The organism is Plesiomonas sp. PI-19, assembly GCF_021368255.1.
Taxonomy (GTDB): domain Bacteria; phylum Pseudomonadota; class Gammaproteobacteria; order Enterobacterales; family CAMTGL01; genus Plesiomonas; species Plesiomonas shigelloides.
This window is the reverse complement of the sequence record NZ_JAJNMQ010000001.1, coordinates 1,246,247-1,263,948: the sequence shown is the minus strand read 5'-3', so window position 1 is coordinate 1,263,948 and position 17,702 is coordinate 1,246,247. Positions and strand designations below refer to the sequence as shown.

The window sequence follows — 17,702 nt, the reverse complement described above, 5'->3', positions numbered from 1 at the left end:
CGTCACGTACAATCATTTCCATGAAATACTTTGAAAAAGTATGACATAAGAAGAAATCAATAAAAATTCTTTCTTACCAACTTAGCCAATCACCAAGACAATTCACTTTCCACAAATAAACAGCCGCTCCTATACTCATCGGTCATAAGCAACTAAGCATAAAGTTGCACAAAAAAGATACACCAATAGAACCCAGAATGAATTAATTATTTCACTACTAATATAACGCGACTCTTACATAGAACGGTTTCAGGAATGATTGATTTATCGATAAAGAAAAAACTGCTGCTCTCTTTTTCTGTGTTATGCCTGCTAATGAGTTTAACTGGCTTATACTCACTCTCTAAGATCAAGCAACTTCATGGCAACATTGACCTGCTGTCCAACACCTCAATCCCCGTAATTATTCACGCGAATGATATAAATAAACAAGCGACTGACAGCCGCCGCTATATCCTTGCGCTGTTTGCTAAACGCGACAGTAACGAGCAATTAGACAAGTACGCGCGCATGTTGTCTGACACGCAACAAAAGATGACCACGCTGCTGGCAAATTACGAATCACGTTTTAAATCACCGCAAGAGCAACAGATCATCACCAAGATCCGATCTTTGTGGGCGCAGTACTGTGAAGAAAATGAACAGGTTCAGCGCTACATCAAAAGTGGTGCCATTGACTTGGCGATGCAAAGCCTCAATACCGGCTCGGCTATCTATGATCAGCTTAATCAGCAAACGCAAGCGCTCACCAATCTAAGCCTGAATAATGCCGCTCGCGCTGAAAGCGAATCCAATACGGCATTTTCCGCGGCACAAATTGGGATTATTACTTGCCTGATTGTGTCGGCTATTTTTGTGTTTATTTTGGCCAGCCTGCTGACCAAGAGCATCACCAAGCCGCTGTTCATGATTTTAGAACAAGCTCGGCAAATTGCTGACGGCAACCTCGCCCGCTCACAATTTAGTGAATACATTGAGTCCGGTAAATTATCCCGTGATGAGCTGGGCGAGCTGGGTATCTCGATTCAAAAAATGAAAGAAGGTCTGCATGCACTGGTGAGTGACATCATGACCTCTACATCGCAAGTCAGCAGTGCCGTTGAACAGGTGAATGCGATTGCCCAGCACTCTGCCGATGGCATGCAGATCCAGCAAAACGAAATTACCCAGCTGGCGACGGCAATGAATGAAATGCAAGCTACCGTGCAAGATGTATCCATGAATACTACGCACGCCGCAACCGCCGCCAATGATGCAACTCGACAGTCCATTTCGGGTAATCAGATTGTGCACGAGGCGGTGCAGAATATTCAGGAAGTCTCGCAGCAAATCGAACATGCTAGCCAGATTGTGCAGCAGCTGGAGCAAGACAGCGCCAGTATTAGCGTGGTGCTGGACGTGATCCGCAATATCGCCGACCAAACCAACCTGTTGGCACTGAACGCGGCCATCGAAGCGGCGCGTGCTGGCGAACAAGGACGTGGCTTTGCTGTGGTCGCCGACGAAGTGCGGACTTTAGCGCAGAAAACGCAAGATTCGACGACCCAAATCAATCAAATCATCGAGTCATTGCAAAAGCGGGCGACCGAAGCCGGTCAAGCAATGCAGTCCAGCTGCCAGCAAGCCTATGTGTGCGTGGAGCACGCCACCCGTGCCGGTGAGTCTATTCAAGAGATTAACGCCGAAATCAGCAAGATCTCTGATATGAGCTCGCAAATCGCAACCGCAACCGAAGAGCAATCGGCCGTGGCCAATGAGCTGAATAAGAATATTGTTAACATCAACACGGCATCAACTGAGGTCGCCGAAGGTGCGGTACAAACCGTGCAGGCTTGCGTGAGCCTGGCGCAGCTGGCGCAACAGCTCAATCTGATGACGGAGAAGTTTAAGCTGTAACGCTGAGTTCATTCTTCCGATCCCCAAGCACAATGCTTCTCGCATGGCCAGATAGATACTGTTGCTATCTGGCCATGCGCTGCAAAATGTGGTGATAGATTATTAGCTGTTTTGGCGCGCTTGATATTCAGCTACCCAGCGGGTAAATGCATAAGCCGGTAGCGGACGAGAATAGAAAAAGCCTTGGATATTATAGATGCCTTTTGAAACTAAGTAGTCAACTTGCGCTTGGGTTTCAACGCCTTCGGCCACCGGATCCATCCCCGCCTCTTTTGCAAAGGCAATGATTGAATCAAGAACGCCTTTTTTCACGTCATTGGTTCCGATGGTATCAACGAACATCTTATCAATTTTAATCTCGTCTACCCCCAATTTTTGGATATAGGAAAAACCGCCGTACCCAGTACCAAAATCATCCAATTTAAAACGGTATCCCAAGGTTTTGACTTTGGAGATCTCTTCTGCCGCAACCGCAAAATCACTGACCCGCATACGCTCGGTGATCTCAAAACGTAATTTTGAATTGTAATGCCAGCGGTGTTTTTTCAGCATCCGGAACAAAGAACCATTCTCGATTTGCTCCGGCACAATATTAACACTCACCCACAAAGATTCTGGGAATAGACTCAAATCGGCAATGATCTTCTCAATCACTTGTTCGGTTATATCCAAAATCATGCCATGTTGCTCTGCATGCTCAATAAATCCGCCAGGGGAGATCATCTCACCTTTGTGATACCAGCGTAGTAATGCCTCAGCCCCTATCACCTGCCCTGTTTTCGCATTTACTATCGGCTGATAGTAGGGAAAGAATTCATTTTTCTGTAAGCCATACAGCAGCAACTCTGACATTGAGCTTTGATGATGCGTCAGAATCCAAAAAATAAAGGTACCTGCAGAAAGTGCTACTAACATGAAAAGCGCAGCATAAAGCCACAACTTCCCATTGGCATAAGCCACCAGCTCTTTCCCCGCTAATAGCTTATACACCACTTTCCCATTAGAGATACTGGACACCAAAACCTCACCTTCGGGGCGATTTTTGATATCCAAATTTCCTTTTGGAGAAAACAACGTTGTCTCTGCCGGTGCGATGTTAAGATATTCAATGTAAAAACAATTTTTACACGGTGACTGTAATTGCTCATGAGTCCATGCACTATTGAGAACCCAGTAGATAAAATTGCCATTCACATTGATGAAGGTCACCACTTCACCGCCGGTATTTGTAATATCGTGCGTTGTCGTAAAACCTACGTCATAGCCATAAAACTTGTAGGCATAGGTTTTGGGTTCACTCGGCGATAAAATACTCAGATCGGAGCCTAAACTAGAACAGCCGCCCCCATCTTTCAGCTCAATACCTTGTACACGAAACTGACTATTATAAAGATTCAAGTCTCGCAAAATTTGAACATCGTGCTTGCCACAATCGAATTGAATATTGGTTATTTCATTTTTCATGACATGCCGGATAGCATCACTACGCTCATTGGCCGCATAGTAGAAGCCCTCAAGCTTTGATTGTAACAAGCGCTGCGCTAAAAAATGCTCAAACAATGAGGGAATCGAAAGCCCGATCCCAAGCACGCTAAGCACAAAGATAAAGTAGAGGGCCCATTCCCTTTTAATTCTCATCAAGTAAAGCCCTTTTGATGACTGCTTCAGTACGAACCGGATATCGAAAGATGCTCACAAACTACAGTGATCAACCCCTTTCGTTTAACAATACCCCAAAACAGTAAGTATCAAACGATTTTATAAATTGTGATGATATCACCATCAGTTTATTTCGCTCTGTAACAATACATCTTTAACATTAAGTGGGAGTGAGAGATAAATCCAGTAACCGAAATTCAGTATGCCTTTTCTAAATAGGAAAAGGCGTCGATTGACGCCTTTCATACACAATGAGCCACAACTCATTGATTATAAATCATATTGCTCAGGCCATATTCAACGTAAGTTCGATATGGCCTTGCTGTAAGTTACGCCGTCACAACCGCCCATGCGCCGCCTTTGCTAGGATCATCCCCTTGCGTCCACCACTTGGCCTGATAAATCACGCCCTTATAGCTGACTTTATCACCCGCGTTGTAGACTTTGCCTGCTTCCCAGCCAGCCACACCACCCACTGGCGGCTCACCTGGATTAACCGGCGGAGGATCTAACTTCTCGACAACTCGCACCTTCGGCCAGCTGGCGTGTGAGCCGTAGAAGTTCGTGACACACTTCTCGTAGTCACCTTTCACCAGCGCAGAATACGCCGTTTGGAACCCGACTAATTCACATTCAAACGAATAACCACCCGGACGGTCAGCATAATACTTCCAGTTACCATCCCAGTTGGTGTACAGCACATCGGTTGCCCCGTTCAGGTTCAAACTGCCGTACGGTGTTTGCTGCCAGCAGGTATTTTTCTCATCCGGCAACTGCGGAATTTGATAGTGTGCCGCCAGCCCTTCCCAATAGCGGATCCGGTTCACTGGCTGGCCTTTGTCTTTATTGTGCTCACCGCACTCAATGCCACCGTTGATAATATTGATGGTGGTGCCAAAGCCGTAGCCGATTCCGGCATCCAACTCACGCTGAGATGGCTTCCATGTCCGGTCAACCACATGCAACATTGAAGGTTTCGGTGCCTGTGGTGTCAGGAAAAACCAGATAGCCGAGGCCAAATTGAGCCAAGAATCAGCCACTCGCCCCGGTTCGTTTAGCAGCACAGAGGCTTTGCCATCGAACATGGCTTCGGAAAACGCGCCGTAGTTAAAATGGTATGACAGCTGCTTCGCGCCACGGCCAAAATAGCCTTGACCAGTAGCACAAGGCCACTTCTTGTTTTGCCAATCATTCTGACCACAGCCGGTGGTGTAACCGGTTTGCCCTTCTGACCAGCCCATCTCGCGCACATGCACCAGCGCCTGTTGCCACTCTTCTAGCGCCAGCGGGTTATCGGAAACATTATCTTTCGCGATGTGTCCGCCGGTCTCCTGAGCAAAGTGGGCAAACATGGTAATGATGGATTTTTTACAGATCGCATCCGCATTGCGGCCATCGGTATAGTCACTGCAAAACGCAGGGAATTTCCCTACTGCGCGCAAGAAGCGCACATACGTGTATTCCGGCGCCGCCATTTGAGTTAAATAGGCCCACTCATGGGCAGGGAATACGCGTTCAGCACGCTTAACGTTATCTGGATTACTGGCCAGCCCGGGCTCGATGGCATCCACAATGGTATTTGGGCGCGTTGCCAGTGACTGGGCCCAAATTGCGTACATCGGGTTAGCGGTCTTTTGCTGTTCTACGGCATTGATATCAGCGGTCGCAATCACGTAACCACCGGGAGTTTGTGGATCAGGCTGGATATTCATGGCCGCCAAGGCGGGTAACGAGCATACCGAAGCAACCAGTACCGCGGCGCGAGTCAGTCGAAACATAGGGTACGTCCTTGTATAGAGCTGCTTGTAAAGAACTACTTGTTAAGGGCTACTTGTTATGAGCTTGAGGTTGACTTAAGACTCACAACGAGTCAGTAAGACACTCCAGATCATAGGTCTCTTCTTCCTATGCTTCACAAGGAATAACCATCGGCATTGCGGTTTTGCGAAGTGATTCACCGCACTCGCCCTGCAAGATTGCAGAGCGATACATGCAAGTAAAATCGTCTTAAAATCATTATGTTAAACACAGCTTTTTTACAGCGTATTTACGATCCAAACCGTGTTTTCTGCTCGTAACAGGCCTCGGCTTCGACCAACCGCTGAATGTCAGAGGCACACAAATAAGGCTTTAACGCTGCAAATTTTTCCTCAGGCCAATCATAGATATTGAGTGCCAGTAACGTAGCGATAGTATCAGGATCAAAGCGGTATTTGACGACGCTAGCCGGTGAGCCAGTAACTACACTGTAGGGCTCCACATCGCGGGTCACCACACTGTTTGCCGCCACTATCGCGCCTTCACCAATCCGCACGCCGGGCATAATCATCGCGCGCATGCCCAACCATGCGCCATCACAGATATGTGTGTCGCCTTTGCCGACATACGAATCTACGATGGTGTCCATAAAGGGATATAAGCAAAACCAATCTGCACGATGGGTATGATTCCCGCCCATCAATATCACCACTTCCGGCGCAATGCAGACATAGTCACCAATATAGAGCTTGTCGATTTCCCACAATGAATCCCACTGCGAACTGATTTTATCGCCGTACAAATACCGCACAGCCGATGCTTCAAAGCCCGCATCCCAGCAATCACTGTAGTAGCTGTGTTTGCCTTTAATCACGATATTCGGGTTCGTGACCACTTCATGTAACAGCTGTATTTTCGACCAATGTTTTTCCTGCATAACGCCTTAATACCACGTAATTCGTTTTCTATAGCCTAATATTAAAGCAGATAAGTGCTGCTGAATTGTCCTTTTGTATAGTTTTGTATAGCTATTGGGTGAGGCGCATGCTTTTATGCTATAAATCCAAACACAGGGATAACATCGGTGAGCAGTATTTACTCTGCGCATTCACTCGTTCTTAACCTGTTTTGTCTGGTATTTGGTCAGACAGCGTTATTTTTTACAGGGAATGAAAACCGGTTACCGATCGTGGGTATCCCCTCTTCTGTTTTGTATAAGGCTTTAACATGAAAAAATTATTTTCCGCCATGGCTGTGTTACTTGCTTCTTCCATTCTGCCAGCCCATGCAGCAGACAATATGAAAGCGTTCCCGCCTGCAGAGGCCGGCCAAGTCAGACATGTTTTACAACTGCCGACTCGCAGCAATGAAGCCGACTTCAAAGTACAGCTGATTGTGGGCAAAAACGCGCAAGTGGATAAAGCGAATACCTATTTCTTCACCGGCAAAATTGAAGAACAGATTATTGATGGATGGGGTTTCCCACGCTACGTGGTGAGCAACTTAGGCCCAATGGCTGGCACGCTGATGGCGGTAGACAGCAATGCACCAAAAGTGACGCGCTTTGTTTCCTTAGGTGGTGAGCCATACCTGATCCGCTACAACAGCCGTCTGCCAATCGTGGTGTATGCACCTGAAGGGGCAGAAGTTCGCTACCGCATCTGGAGCGCCGCGCCTGACGCCACCGTGATGCCACAAGGCTAATTATGCCGCACGAGCCATGCTTCATAGCGCAAATACGTTCGCTGAACGCATGCTCCGTGATTTTAACGAGCCGGTCTAGTTTCCCTAACCAACTAGACCGGCTCTGTTGTTATCGTCTCACCCGCACACTTAGACCGATTCAATCAACCAGATCGCCGACTCATACGGGCGTAATTGACCGCTTTGTGGCTGCGTTGGGGTATCCGCATAGTTGCTGAGTAAAAGTTGGCTACGTGGCGGTATGATTGACTGCGTTTCTGACTGAGCTGGAACAGCGTTCTGCCCGCCAAGGTGACTTGGCAACACAAAATCTACCGGCTCACGATAGAAATTACTCACCACCAACAGCGTCTGCCCTTGCCACTGGCGAGTGTAAGCCCAAATTTGGCGGTGCTCAGGCAGCAACTCTTGATAGTCACCATGCGTGAAGATCGGATGCGCTTTACGCAGGCGAATCAAATCGCGGTAATGCCAGAATACCGAATCCGGATCGGCTTTCGCCGCAACCGCGTTAATCTCGGTATAGTTGACGGCAGGTTTTAACCACGGCGAACCTTGGGTAAAACCGGCATTAGCATCCGCGCTCCATTGCATTGGCGTACGCGAGTTATCACGCGAGCGCGCGGCTAAAATCGCCAAAATCTGCGCGTCATCCATCCCCTGCGCCTGTTTGATGGCAAAAATATTGTGGCTTTCCACGTCCTGATAATCATCAATTTGCTGATAACCCGGATTTGTCATGCCTAACTCTTCGCCTTGATAGATATACGGCGTGCCTTGTAATCCATGCAACGTGCTCGCCAGCATTTTGGCCGCAACTACGCGAAACTCGCCATCCTCACCAAAGCGCGACACGATGCGTGGCTGATCATGATTACACCAAAACAGTGCCGACCAACCTTGGCCGTGCATCCCAGTTTGCCAATGGTTAAAGATGCGTTTGAGTTCGAGAAAATCAAACGGCGCACACGTCCATTTATCGCCATTCGGGTAATCCACTTTCAGATGGTGGAAGTTGAACACCATCGACAGCTCGGAGCCATCTAGCGCGCCATAGCGCTGACAATGTTCCAGTGATGTAGAGGACATCTCGCCGACCGTCATCGCCTGTACTGGCACAAACACTTCGCGGCTAAGCTCCTGCAAAAATTCATGGATACGAGGCCCATCGGTGTAGAAACGGCGGCCATCACCTATCTCATCATTCGGGAACGACTGATCTTTGGATATCAGGTTAATCACATCTAACCGAAAACCATCCACGCCCTTTTGCGCCCAAAAATGGATGACCTTTTTCACCTCGGCCCGCACCGCCGGATTTTCCCAATTCAGATCCGCCTGCTCACGCGCAAACAGATGCAGATAATATTGGCCGGAGGCCGCATCCCACTCCCAAGCACTGCCACCAAATTTGGATTGCCAGTTATTCGGCACATCGCCATCCACCGGATCGCGCCAGATGTAGTAATCACGATACGGGCTATTTTTATCCGCCAGTGCCGCCCTAAACCATTCGTGCGCCGTGGATGTGTGATTGACCACGATATCCATCACAATCCGCATTCCACGGGCATGCACCGCGCTTAGCAGCGCCTCGAAATCGGCCATCGTGCCGTAGGCCGCATCGATGCGATAGTAGTCGGCAATGTCATAACCGTTATCCACTTGAGGTGACACGTACACCGGCGTGAGCCACAGCGCATCAACGCCCAAGGTTTGCAGATAATCGAGACGAGAGATTATCCCGCGTAAATCACCGGTGCCGCGCGCCCCACTATCCTGAAAACTCTTCGGATAGATTTGATAAATCACCGCGTTCTGCCACCAAGGTATTTGACTCATAACGCTTTCTCTTCAATAAGTAGCGAATTTAAATACGGTTAAAGACACCCTGCTTGGCCGCCTTTAACCATAGAATTACGACTCCGATTGCATCAGCGTACCGGCGGATTGTTTGCGCTTATACACCAGCATGGTCAACAAAATCGGCACCACCACAGCCACCAGCATGGCGACCGCGTACACCAACCAAAAACGCGGCTGGATAGATAAGATGCCCGGTAAACCGCCCACACCAATGCCGTTTGCCATCACACCGGCTAAACCGCAAATCAGCGCCGCACAACTTGAACCAATCATGGCGCACAGCATCGGGAATTTGTATTTCAAGTTAATCCCGTACATCGCCGGCTCTGTCACCCCCAGATAACCAGAGATCGCCGCCGGAACCGAGATTTCACGCTCATTGGCCTTACGGCTCATGAAAATAATGCCCACCACCGCCGAGGCCTGCGCGATATTAGAGAGCGCAATCAAAGGCCAAATCGGCGTACCGCCGATGCTTTGCATCAACTGCAAATCAATAGCGTTAGTCGTGTGGTGAATACCGGTGATCACCAGCGGCGCATAGATAAAGCCAAAGATCGCCGAGCCAATCGGCGCAAACGTGCCGGTCATTGCCGCTTTCGCTGCAAGCCCGACACCATCACCAATCCAACGCCCAAATGGGCCAATCAGGGTATGCGCCAAAATCACTGCCAGCAGCAAAGAAACAAACGGCACAATCACCAGATACAGATAGGCAGGAATAATGCGTTTGAGGTTCACCTCAATCCACGCCAACGCCACCCCAGCCAGCAAAGCGGGGATAACCTGCGCCTGATAACCAACTTTATCGATCGCAAAGAAACCAAAATCCCACACCTCTGGAATTTGCTGTCCAATGGAGTACGCATTCATTAACTGCGGCGACACCAACGTCACCCCGAGCACAATACCGAGGATCTCAGAGCCGCCCATTTTCTTCACTGCCGACCAACACACGCCAACCGGCAAGAAATGGAAAATCGCCTCACCCAGCAGCCAGAGAAACGAGTTCACTTGCGCCCAGAATGGGCTGATTTCGGTTAAGGTGTGACCATCAAACATTTTGATGTCGCCAATCACATTACGAAAACCGAGGATCAGACCGCCAGTGATAATCGCAGGCAGCAGCGGGACAAAAATTTCCGCAAGATGGGAAATCCCACGCTCCAGAAAATTCATGTTCTGACGCGCCGCCTGCTTCGCCACTTCCTTACTACCACCGCTTACGCCCAGCTCTTGTGTCAGCGCCTTGTACCAATGATCGACCTCATTACCGATCACCACCTGAAACTGCCCTGCATTGGTAAAGCAGCCCTTCACCGCAGGGATCGCTTCGATAGCCTTGCTGTCTGCCTTGGCAGGATCGACCAGTACAAAGCGCAGCCGGGTCAGACAATGGCTAACCGTGGCGATATTCTCTTTCCCACCGATCTTCTCAATCAGCTCGGCCAGATGTTGTGCATTGATTTTGGACATGGGTCTTCCCTCTGTAAGTCCACTCGTTATTGATGTGCATCGCTCTTCAGTTCCACTGCTAATAAGCATGGCTGGAAATGGGAAAAAACAAAATGGGAACGTTCCCATTTTGGAGCTATCATCACACGAAAGCGGATTTTTTACTCAGACAAGGGTGATCTGCTTCACGATACGCAACAAGGCGCAATGGTGGTGGATGGTGCACATGCCTGCTCAATTTGACCGAGCAGTTGCCGCGCAGCTTGCTCGCCCGCACCTTTGTAGCCCAAATCAATGCTCAAGGCGTTCGGGAACAAAAATGTGAGCATGCGATTATTGCCAAGGCCGGTAACTTTGACATCGCTACGGCCTTGTTCTTGCAGGTATTTTGCTGCGCCTAATGCCAAGGTGTCACTGGCGCAGACCAGAGCTTGTGTGCTGGCCGTCAGTAATTGCGCAGCCAGCCGATAGCCACTTTGTAAACTAAGATCACCGAGTGCGTAGCGCGCTGAAATGCCGCTCTGCTGACAATAGGCTAAGTACGCATCCAAACGGCGCTGACCGGTGGTCAAATCCGCCGTATCTACGCCAAGATAGGCGATGTCATGTATTCCACTGCTAACCAACTGGTTCAACATGGCGGTAACCGCGCCGGTATCATCAAAACAGACCGATGAGAACCCCGCCGCCTCTCGCGCCACCAGCACCAGCTTATGTTGGAAAGGTTGCAGCGCCGCATAATCCAGATCGTTAAAGGCAAACAGGATGATGCCGTCCACCCCACGCCGCTCGAGTACCGCCAAGTGCTCCAGAACTTTATCTGGCGCAAACATACTTTCCATCAACACGGCGTCATAGCCACGAGCATACAGCACCTCCAACATGCCGCGAACGGCTTGGTTTTCAGAGCCGGAATCCAGACGGGAAACAATGATGCCAATCACTTTCTGGCTTTGGCTACGCATGGCCTGAGCGGGTTTGCTTGGCACAAACCCGTGCTCAGCAATCACCTGTTCAACCCGTTCACGCGTCGCTGGCTTTACCAGAGGATCTTGATTGATCACCCGAGAAACCGTCGATTTGCTAACGCCACTCAGACGGGCAATATCAAGGATGGTCAGTTTTTTATCCATTGTCAGATTCAGCAATTCATAAAAGGCCAGTGATGCGATTATAGGGATGCGCGAGGACCAGTGTCAAAATAGCCCCCCGCCAGCCCCCTCACGAATTACCAATGGTTGAGACTCGCCGCTCAGACTCGCCGCCAGCCTAAACAGACGGCTGATAGGTTGAATAGTAAATATCTACCTTGATTGGATGCGAATCACCCTTGTTATTGAGCGCCTGCACCACGGTGGTAAACGTGTTGTGTGCACCAAAGCGAGCAATCAGCTGCTGGTAACGTCGCGATGAAGAAAAAAGCACATGCGCCAACTGCTCTGAAGTCATCTCGAGCGTCAGCTGCTCTTGGCGCACCTTGGTTTCATGTAATTGCACGCAACCATGAAAATTGATCGCATGATCGTAATTAGAAGGAACCGGCGTCTCCAAGATGCCAAGCGATACCATCACATCACGTAATAACACCTCAAAGTCATACACCACTATCGTGGCATTGGGCCGACATACGCGAACTAATTCTTGTACCAACGCCGATGATTTAGCGTAGGACAAAGAGCCAGCAAAACTCACGATATCTACACATCCATCAGGTAACGCAATATCTTCGCCCGTTCCTTGCAGATAGGTGATCCCCACCGACTCTGGGGCTTGTTCTAACATTGCTGCACTCGGATCGATACCGAAGGCTTGCACGCAATAAGACTTTAATGCCTGAGTGGAAAGACCGGTACCACAACCGATATCTACCCCACACGCCACCTTATGAGCTGCATAATCTGCGGGTAAGGCCGCAGCTAAGATCTGTTGATGTAATGGCGGACGGTATGCCGCATAGTGTAAAGACACCTCGTTATCGTACTGTTCGCTCACAATAATTCCCTGATATTGATGCCGACCACGCAGGTCTAATTCCGGTTATTGTCATCTCTATTATCTTTCACTGCCAGCAATAAAATTGTCTTCGCTGGCAAGCAAGGCTATACCATCAGCAATCTTGCAAGGCGTGATCGGGCGCAACAAAGCGTCATATTGCTAGGCGTAGTATCAAGATTATGTATTCAATCAGCATGTCGCACATATGATGAAAATACCGTTTATCTTGACCGCATTGACCTTCACTACCGTATTTACTACTCAGCCTGCTCTTGCTCACCATGGCGATCATTTGCCGCATCAGATCCCCTGCTCCGCTGAACAATATCCCCCTGTGCGCTGTAGAAATACCGTGCCCGACAATCAAAATATTCAGCCTAACTGCCGCCCAAATACGCCCTGTTTGCCACGGTGGCACAACACCAAGCAACACGTGAATGATGACAAATATTATCGCCACCACAGCCGCATGATGAATTATCACGACGCAGAATTCTCCGATATTCATGAGCAATATCACGCTGACTATCATGACGACAGTATCAATCCTACTGACTCCTCTGCGAAATCAGGTTAATACGCGCAGAATGGATATGACGTCGTATTTGAAATCAGTTATGGAATGAATAATAGAATGGTTCAGTTTCACCGTATATTTCGGAGGAATGTGCATGGCCGGACTGTTTTTTATTGTCAGTATCCTGCTCATGGTGCTCGGTTTTGCATGCAATTTTTGGCTAGGATGCCTTAGTCTGGTGCTCGTTTGGTATGCCAGTACACGTAAAGGTAGCGGAGACTTTCGTTGTGCTCTGCGGTGTATATTGCCCTTGATCATCACTGCCGTGATCGTTTTTCTATGTTCATTATATGAATGAACATAGAAAATGGGCGTAATAAATACGCCCAATACAAAAACAATACTTAGCTATTCTTGTTGAGTAACTCGGTTGCGAAGTAACACGAACATCACTCTCGCAGTTCTCTTTTTATCTCACCCCAACGCTGTATTCTTGTTAGCATCAAAGGGATAGACGCCACCTTATTTCGCCATTTCTGCTGCTGATTACTATCCAGCTTGTTATACATGCTAATAATAATATCAGTACGTCTTTCTAAACGTGCTAATGTCTTTGCGCGGTTATAGTTTTTATCGGTTAAAAACCGACGACGCTCTTTCACCCACCCTTCTATCTGGGCTTTCAAGCGAGTTTCGGTATCATTAACCACAAACAACGTCAACGCCGCCACGCTGATCAGTAATACGGCAGCAATAACAAAAACAAACGTCACATAACTTTCGAAATAACCATCACTAGGCACATAGTTTTTACTGTTTGAGTTAACCATGACCGCAGTGGCAAATGCCATGAAAGAGATGGCCTTCATCTGATATTTGCCGTACATTAAGAATGCAAGTGGGAAAAAGATCATCACCATTCCCAGCCAAAATGCCTCAGCATTATGCAAGTTTGGCAGCAAGAAGATGAATATCGGAAATGCGTATACGGTACCAACAGAAAATCCGATCGCATAGCTTTTAGGTGACATTCGCTCACCGTACTGACAGCTCACTAACAACACCGCGGTCAATAACATGACCACGCCGCCCCCCGGCCAACCATGACGCCACAACACCATCGCGGTAATAGAGCTGATGAAAAATAAGAATGAGCTTGTGAGTGGAGAATCCGTCCCCGCACTAAACATCCTATTCTGCCATTGCCATCTAAAACGACTCATCTCTGAGGTTGTCATGTCTTTTCTGACTAGCTCATCAAAGTCGTCTTCAATTAAACGGATCAGTGACCCATAACGACCATGTGCTTCTACCCCTAAACGCGGCAACTCTTGATGATCTTTTACCGCAATGAGGGAATTAATTACCCACTCTTTGACCGGCGCAGTTAAAGCATGCTGCATTTTTAAGGAATACAAATGACGACCTAGCTTCTCTAACGCATACACTCGATTAATCACGTTAAAATCACGCGAGTAGACCGCACGGTAATCGCTGTAATTGGAGGATAACATGGTTCGAAAAGCTGAAATTTTCTGTACGAACGCTAAAAAAACATCTACCGGATCGCCATCATCTTTATCCAAGATATCTTTTAAATTGCTCAATAGCCCATGATACTGCTTTTGCAGCGACTCAATATACTCCAATGGCCACAACGCACTAAATACAAATATAATAGTCGAACCAATAAATACACAGCCTACCCTATCAAATAAGACCGGAAATGCTTTATCTGGCTGAGACACCGACGCACTGAATACAATCACAAAACCGATGATAATCCAACGCCACATGTCCTTATAGAGAAAATTGGTCAAACTGATATAGGTGCACACACCGCCAAACAGTGCAGCCGCAAGCATAATGGTCACCGGATCTTCCGCTAACCACCACACCATAAAAAATGCCGCAACACCACCTGCAAAGTTACCGACGATCCGTTGCCACCACTTAGCCTGAATCTCACCAATAGTGCCGAGTGATACCACTAAGACACTGGTAATTGCCCATCCTGGCGAATGCATGCCTAACCGAATCGCTATATAAAATGATAATAATATAGCAATGGTTAAACGGGTGGCCTTCAAAATCTGCAATAGCATAACATCTATCCTTATTTAAGGATTTTTACTGTTGCACTCTGACCAGGAATGAAATGAGACATATCACTTTCCGAATCAAGATGAATATTCACCGGGATATTTTCAGCTAAGCGAACCCAGTCAAATACTTGTGGAAGCTGAGAGATTAACCCTGGGTTAGGTAGTTCTTTTGAATTTATCGCCGCACCAACGCTAGATACATGGCCTTTATATCCTACACCGGTATCTGACATTAAATAGACTTCGGCTTTATCACCAACGCGAATACCATCAATAACAGTTTCAGGGAATGCACCTTCAACCCACATATTCTGAGTATCCACTTCAGCTAAAACGGCGCTACCGGGATGAACGTAGTCACCTTGATTCAGGTTCACGGTCGCAATCTTGCCGTTCACAGAGGCATAAACATTAGTTCGAGACAAATCTAGTTCAGCTTTCGCTAACTTCGCTTTTGCCGCCATCAACTGAGCATTCTCTGCCCCTAAGGCTCCGCGTCGAGCAATCGCTTGTTGTAACTGAGCCTGCGCAGTTGCAACATTACCGCGACTTACGTTTAAATCTGTTTCTGATTGTTGGAAATCATTCGTCGACACAAAGCTATTTTGTTTTAAATTTTTAATTCTATTAAAGTTAGACTGCGCATAACTATACTTATCTTGCGCATTTTTCAACGTAGCTTTAGCCGAAATAATTGCAGCATCTTGCTCCAACAATTGTTGTTCTACATTAGCCAAATTTGCTTTCGCAGTTTGTACCTCAAGCAGATAATCACTATTATCGATTGAAAATAGCAACTCCCCTTTCTTTACTTGCTGATTGTGTTTAACATTAACTGAAGTGACTACACCACTGACTTGTGGTGCCACGTCAATAATATTAGCCCTTACAACACCATGACGCGTACTCAGTTGATGATTGTACTTATAAATGCCAAAAATCACGATCAAAGATGAAAATATAGCAAATAAAACTGTCCGCGAGGCTTTACTCTTAAACATTTTTACCTCTCAAAAAGATAATGTCACGACAGTCAAGATTGAATACACTGCAGCTGCATATAGCCATATAATCAATCGAGGATGCCAAAAATAATCCAGCAGTTTATATTTAGCCGCAACTCTAATTGATATCTGCGTTATAAAAAAACAGAGTACCCCAAGCACAACTAGCTTAGGGATAAACATATTCAAAACGATTACATCATTAAACAGGGACATTCAGCATTCCACTTGACCAATGCAACATCATTGACTATACGTGCTTAGTATAGCCTGACTTTTTACGATTCGATTATTTTTAATCTGGTTTTAATGCTTTGCAACAATTTCCATGCCAGAATCGCTTTCTGACAAAGAAATAATCACGCAGTGAAATAACTTCCACACATATTCAGAGAGATGGATCACATAAGACCATATCGATAGCTACAATTTCCCTATTAAATGCCAACGAGAATGTTGCAATCGCTATAGATAGAATTTGAGACATTTCATGTGCTGAAACTAAAGTGCCATACATGAAAGCGCTATGCATGACGGCACATAACCATGTATTTTCCTCCTCACCGCATCAAAGAATGACAGTGCGACATGAAAATACTGTTCTCAATCTAGTTACGCGCTAAATATGAAAATCCATGCTCGCAAAGTGCCTCTTCCATAAGAGCTATCACTGCACGCGAAGTACTGGCAGGGATTAATTCTGAGCATTGTGCGTTGTTTTGTACTAATGCAGAGACGTGCTCTATTTCATAGGCAAAGCCACCGCCTAGCATAGGGGCTTCAATCGTGAATTCTTTCCCCTGATAACAAATTTCAATGTGGCACGGATTCCACCATTTTTCGTGGATCACAATGTGCACATCGGGCCCCTTCAGTACAGCCTCACGGGGTAAATGACGCGTTATTGAGGCGCACAGCGTTCCGGATAGCGTGGCATGTTGCGCACCGGCAAAATGAAACATCACATTTTCATCCACCTCAGAGGTCGGATTATCACGGGAAATTGTCACCACCGGTTTGATCAGCGTTTTTTGCATCAATTGGCATAAATCGGCGTATAACCACAAGGCATACACGCCCACATCTAACGTTGCCCCGCCACTGAGCGCTGGATTGAATAACGGTTGCTGCGGGTCAAATTCATGGTAATTGCCAAACGAGGCTTCTATCGACGTCAGGGTAATGTGGTTGTCATGGATAAAACGCCGCAATGCCTGATAAGCCGGAAACGTCACCGTTTTCATCGCTTCCACCAGCAGCAATCCCTGACGCTGTGCTAGCGCCGACATCTCATCCCAATCTTCGGTATTGGTAAATGCCGGTTTCTCAACTAGCACATGCTTGCCGTGCGCTAAATATAACGCGACCAGACTTTTATGCAGCGGATGGATAGTCGCCACATATACCACATCAATCTCCGGATCTTGGGCTAATGCAGTATAAGTACCGTAACTTTTCGGGCTTTGGTATTGCTCTGCAAACGCGGAGGCACGCTCTAGGTCACGTGCGGCAACGGCATGTAATTCCCCGAGGGTGACATTGTGCGTTAAATCTTTAGCAAAACGATGCGCAATTTTGCCTAATCCCGCAATTCCCCAGCGCACTTTTCTGACGACGTTCCTTACTGTCATAACTCTTCCTAAGCGGTCTTAGTCCTAAGCGGTATTAGCCATTTTTTAGCACATGCGAGCATATGCAACAGCCGCGCATAGTACGCGTTTATGGCCGAGCGGTACTGTAACA

The 17,702-nt window shown here is 47.4% G+C and carries 14 protein-coding genes; 2 read left to right on the top strand and 12 right to left on the bottom strand.

Translation table 11 applies throughout. The annotated features are described in order from the left end of the window. Nucleotides 1-255 precede the first annotated feature (255 nt). Complete coding sequence (locus LQ901_RS05725) at nt 256-1,896, top strand: methyl-accepting chemotaxis protein (RefSeq protein ID WP_152136237.1); 1,641 nt, start codon at nt 256-258, stop codon at nt 1,894-1,896. A gap of 102 nt (nt 1,897-1,998) precedes the next feature. Here the strand turns inward: LQ901_RS05725 and LQ901_RS05720 are convergent, their stop codons facing one another. The 3 genes from LQ901_RS05720 to LQ901_RS05705 all read right to left on the bottom strand — a co-directional run bounded on the left by LQ901_RS05720 (nt 1,999) and on the right by LQ901_RS05705 (nt 6,250). Continuing rightward, nucleotides 1,999-3,534 (bottom strand): EAL domain-containing protein, encoded by a 1,536-nt coding sequence (locus tag LQ901_RS05720; protein WP_233672386.1) that lies wholly within the window; start codon nt 3,532-3,534, stop codon nt 1,999-2,001. Nucleotides 3,535-3,884: 350 nt separating this feature from the next. After that, entirely contained in the window at nt 3,885-5,333 is a 1,449-nt protein-coding gene (locus LQ901_RS16825) for a chitinase (protein ID WP_010863714.1), read from the bottom strand. A gap of 269 nt (nt 5,334-5,602) precedes the next feature. Then, a complete protein-coding gene (locus LQ901_RS05705) occupies nt 5,603-6,250 on the bottom strand; it encodes a CatB-related O-acetyltransferase (RefSeq protein ID WP_152137009.1) in 648 nt (215 codons plus the stop codon). A gap of 290 nt (nt 6,251-6,540) precedes the next feature. Here LQ901_RS05705 and LQ901_RS05700 point away from each other — a divergent pair, with 290 nt between their 5' ends. Then, entirely contained in the window at nt 6,541-7,017 is a 477-nt protein-coding gene (locus tag LQ901_RS05700; RefSeq protein WP_039044769.1) for an ecotin, read from the top strand. A 129-nt stretch (nt 7,018-7,146) separates the two neighbouring features. Here the strand turns inward: LQ901_RS05700 and treC are convergent, their stop codons facing one another. From treC to LQ901_RS05655, 9 genes are all read right to left on the bottom strand, one after another. Then, nucleotides 7,147-8,859 (bottom strand): alpha,alpha-phosphotrehalase, encoded by a 1,713-nt coding sequence (treC, locus tag LQ901_RS05695; protein ID WP_152137010.1) that lies wholly within the window; start codon nt 8,857-8,859, stop codon nt 7,147-7,149. A 75-nt stretch (nt 8,860-8,934) separates the two neighbouring features. Further along, nucleotides 8,935-10,359, bottom strand: coding sequence for a PTS trehalose transporter subunit IIBC (gene treB, locus LQ901_RS05690; RefSeq protein ID WP_064977786.1), 1,425 nt, complete (start codon nt 10,357-10,359; stop codon nt 8,935-8,937). A 164-nt stretch (nt 10,360-10,523) separates the two neighbouring features. Then, nucleotides 10,524-11,471, bottom strand: a complete 948-nt coding sequence (gene treR, locus LQ901_RS05685) for a trehalose operon repressor TreR (RefSeq protein ID WP_064977787.1) — start codon at nt 11,469-11,471, stop codon at nt 10,524-10,526. 136 nt (nt 11,472-11,607) lie between these two features. Next, entirely contained in the window at nt 11,608-12,330 is a 723-nt protein-coding gene (locus LQ901_RS05680) for a class I SAM-dependent methyltransferase (RefSeq protein ID WP_064977788.1), read from the bottom strand. 154 nt (nt 12,331-12,484) lie between these two features. Further along, nucleotides 12,485-12,841 carry a hypothetical protein gene (locus LQ901_RS05675; protein WP_152136232.1) on the bottom strand — a complete coding sequence of 119 codons (357 nt, stop codon included), beginning with the start codon at nt 12,839-12,841 and terminating at the stop codon, nt 12,485-12,487. A gap of 458 nt (nt 12,842-13,299) precedes the next feature. After that, complete coding sequence (locus LQ901_RS05670) at nt 13,300-14,955, bottom strand: FUSC family protein (protein ID WP_064977790.1); 1,656 nt, start codon at nt 14,953-14,955, stop codon at nt 13,300-13,302. Between the two features lie 11 nt (nt 14,956-14,966). Further along, nucleotides 14,967-15,956, bottom strand: a complete 990-nt coding sequence (locus tag LQ901_RS05665) for an HlyD family secretion protein (RefSeq protein WP_064977791.1) — start codon at nt 15,954-15,956, stop codon at nt 14,967-14,969. Between the two features lie 9 nt (nt 15,957-15,965). Beyond that, nucleotides 15,966-16,142, bottom strand: a complete 177-nt coding sequence (locus LQ901_RS05660) for a DUF1656 domain-containing protein (protein WP_230400770.1) — start codon at nt 16,140-16,142, stop codon at nt 15,966-15,968. Nucleotides 16,143-16,567: 425 nt separating this feature from the next. Continuing rightward, entirely contained in the window at nt 16,568-17,590 is a 1,023-nt protein-coding gene (locus LQ901_RS05655) for a Gfo/Idh/MocA family protein (RefSeq protein ID WP_064977792.1), read from the bottom strand. Nucleotides 17,591-17,702: the final 112 nt, after the last annotated feature.

Coding starts and splice junctions, on each gene's coding strand:
- LQ901_RS05670 (WP_064977790.1), bottom strand. CDS start 14,955: ATGCTATTGCAGATTTTGAAGGCCACCCGTTTAACCATTGCTATATTA.
- LQ901_RS05660 (WP_230400770.1), bottom strand. CDS start 16,142: ATGTTTATCCCTAAGCTAGTTGTGCTTGGGGTACTCTGTTTTTTTATA.
- LQ901_RS05725 (WP_152136237.1), top strand. CDS start 256: ATGATTGATTTATCGATAAAGAAAAAACTGCTGCTCTCTTTTTCTGTG.
- LQ901_RS05700 (WP_039044769.1), top strand. CDS start 6,541: ATGAAAAAATTATTTTCCGCCATGGCTGTGTTACTTGCTTCTTCCATT.
- LQ901_RS05655 (WP_064977792.1), bottom strand. CDS start 17,590: ATGACAGTAAGGAACGTCGTCAGAAAAGTGCGCTGGGGAATTGCGGGA.
- LQ901_RS05675 (WP_152136232.1), bottom strand. CDS start 12,841: ATGAATATCGGAGAATTCTGCGTCGTGATAATTCATCATGCGGCTGTG.
- treR (WP_064977787.1), bottom strand. CDS start 11,471: ATGGATAAAAAACTGACCATCCTTGATATTGCCCGTCTGAGTGGCGTT.
- treB (WP_064977786.1), bottom strand. CDS start 10,359: ATGTCCAAAATCAATGCACAACATCTGGCCGAGCTGATTGAGAAGATC.
- LQ901_RS05665 (WP_064977791.1), bottom strand. CDS start 15,956: ATGTTTAAGAGTAAAGCCTCGCGGACAGTTTTATTTGCTATATTTTCA.
- treC (WP_152137010.1), bottom strand. CDS start 8,859: ATGAGTCAAATACCTTGGTGGCAGAACGCGGTGATTTATCAAATCTAT.
- LQ901_RS05720 (WP_233672386.1), bottom strand. CDS start 3,534: ATGAGAATTAAAAGGGAATGGGCCCTCTACTTTATCTTTGTGCTTAGC.
- LQ901_RS16825 (WP_010863714.1), bottom strand. CDS start 5,333: ATGTTTCGACTGACTCGCGCCGCGGTACTGGTTGCTTCGGTATGCTCG.
- LQ901_RS05705 (WP_152137009.1), bottom strand. CDS start 6,250: ATGCAGGAAAAACATTGGTCGAAAATACAGCTGTTACATGAAGTGGTC.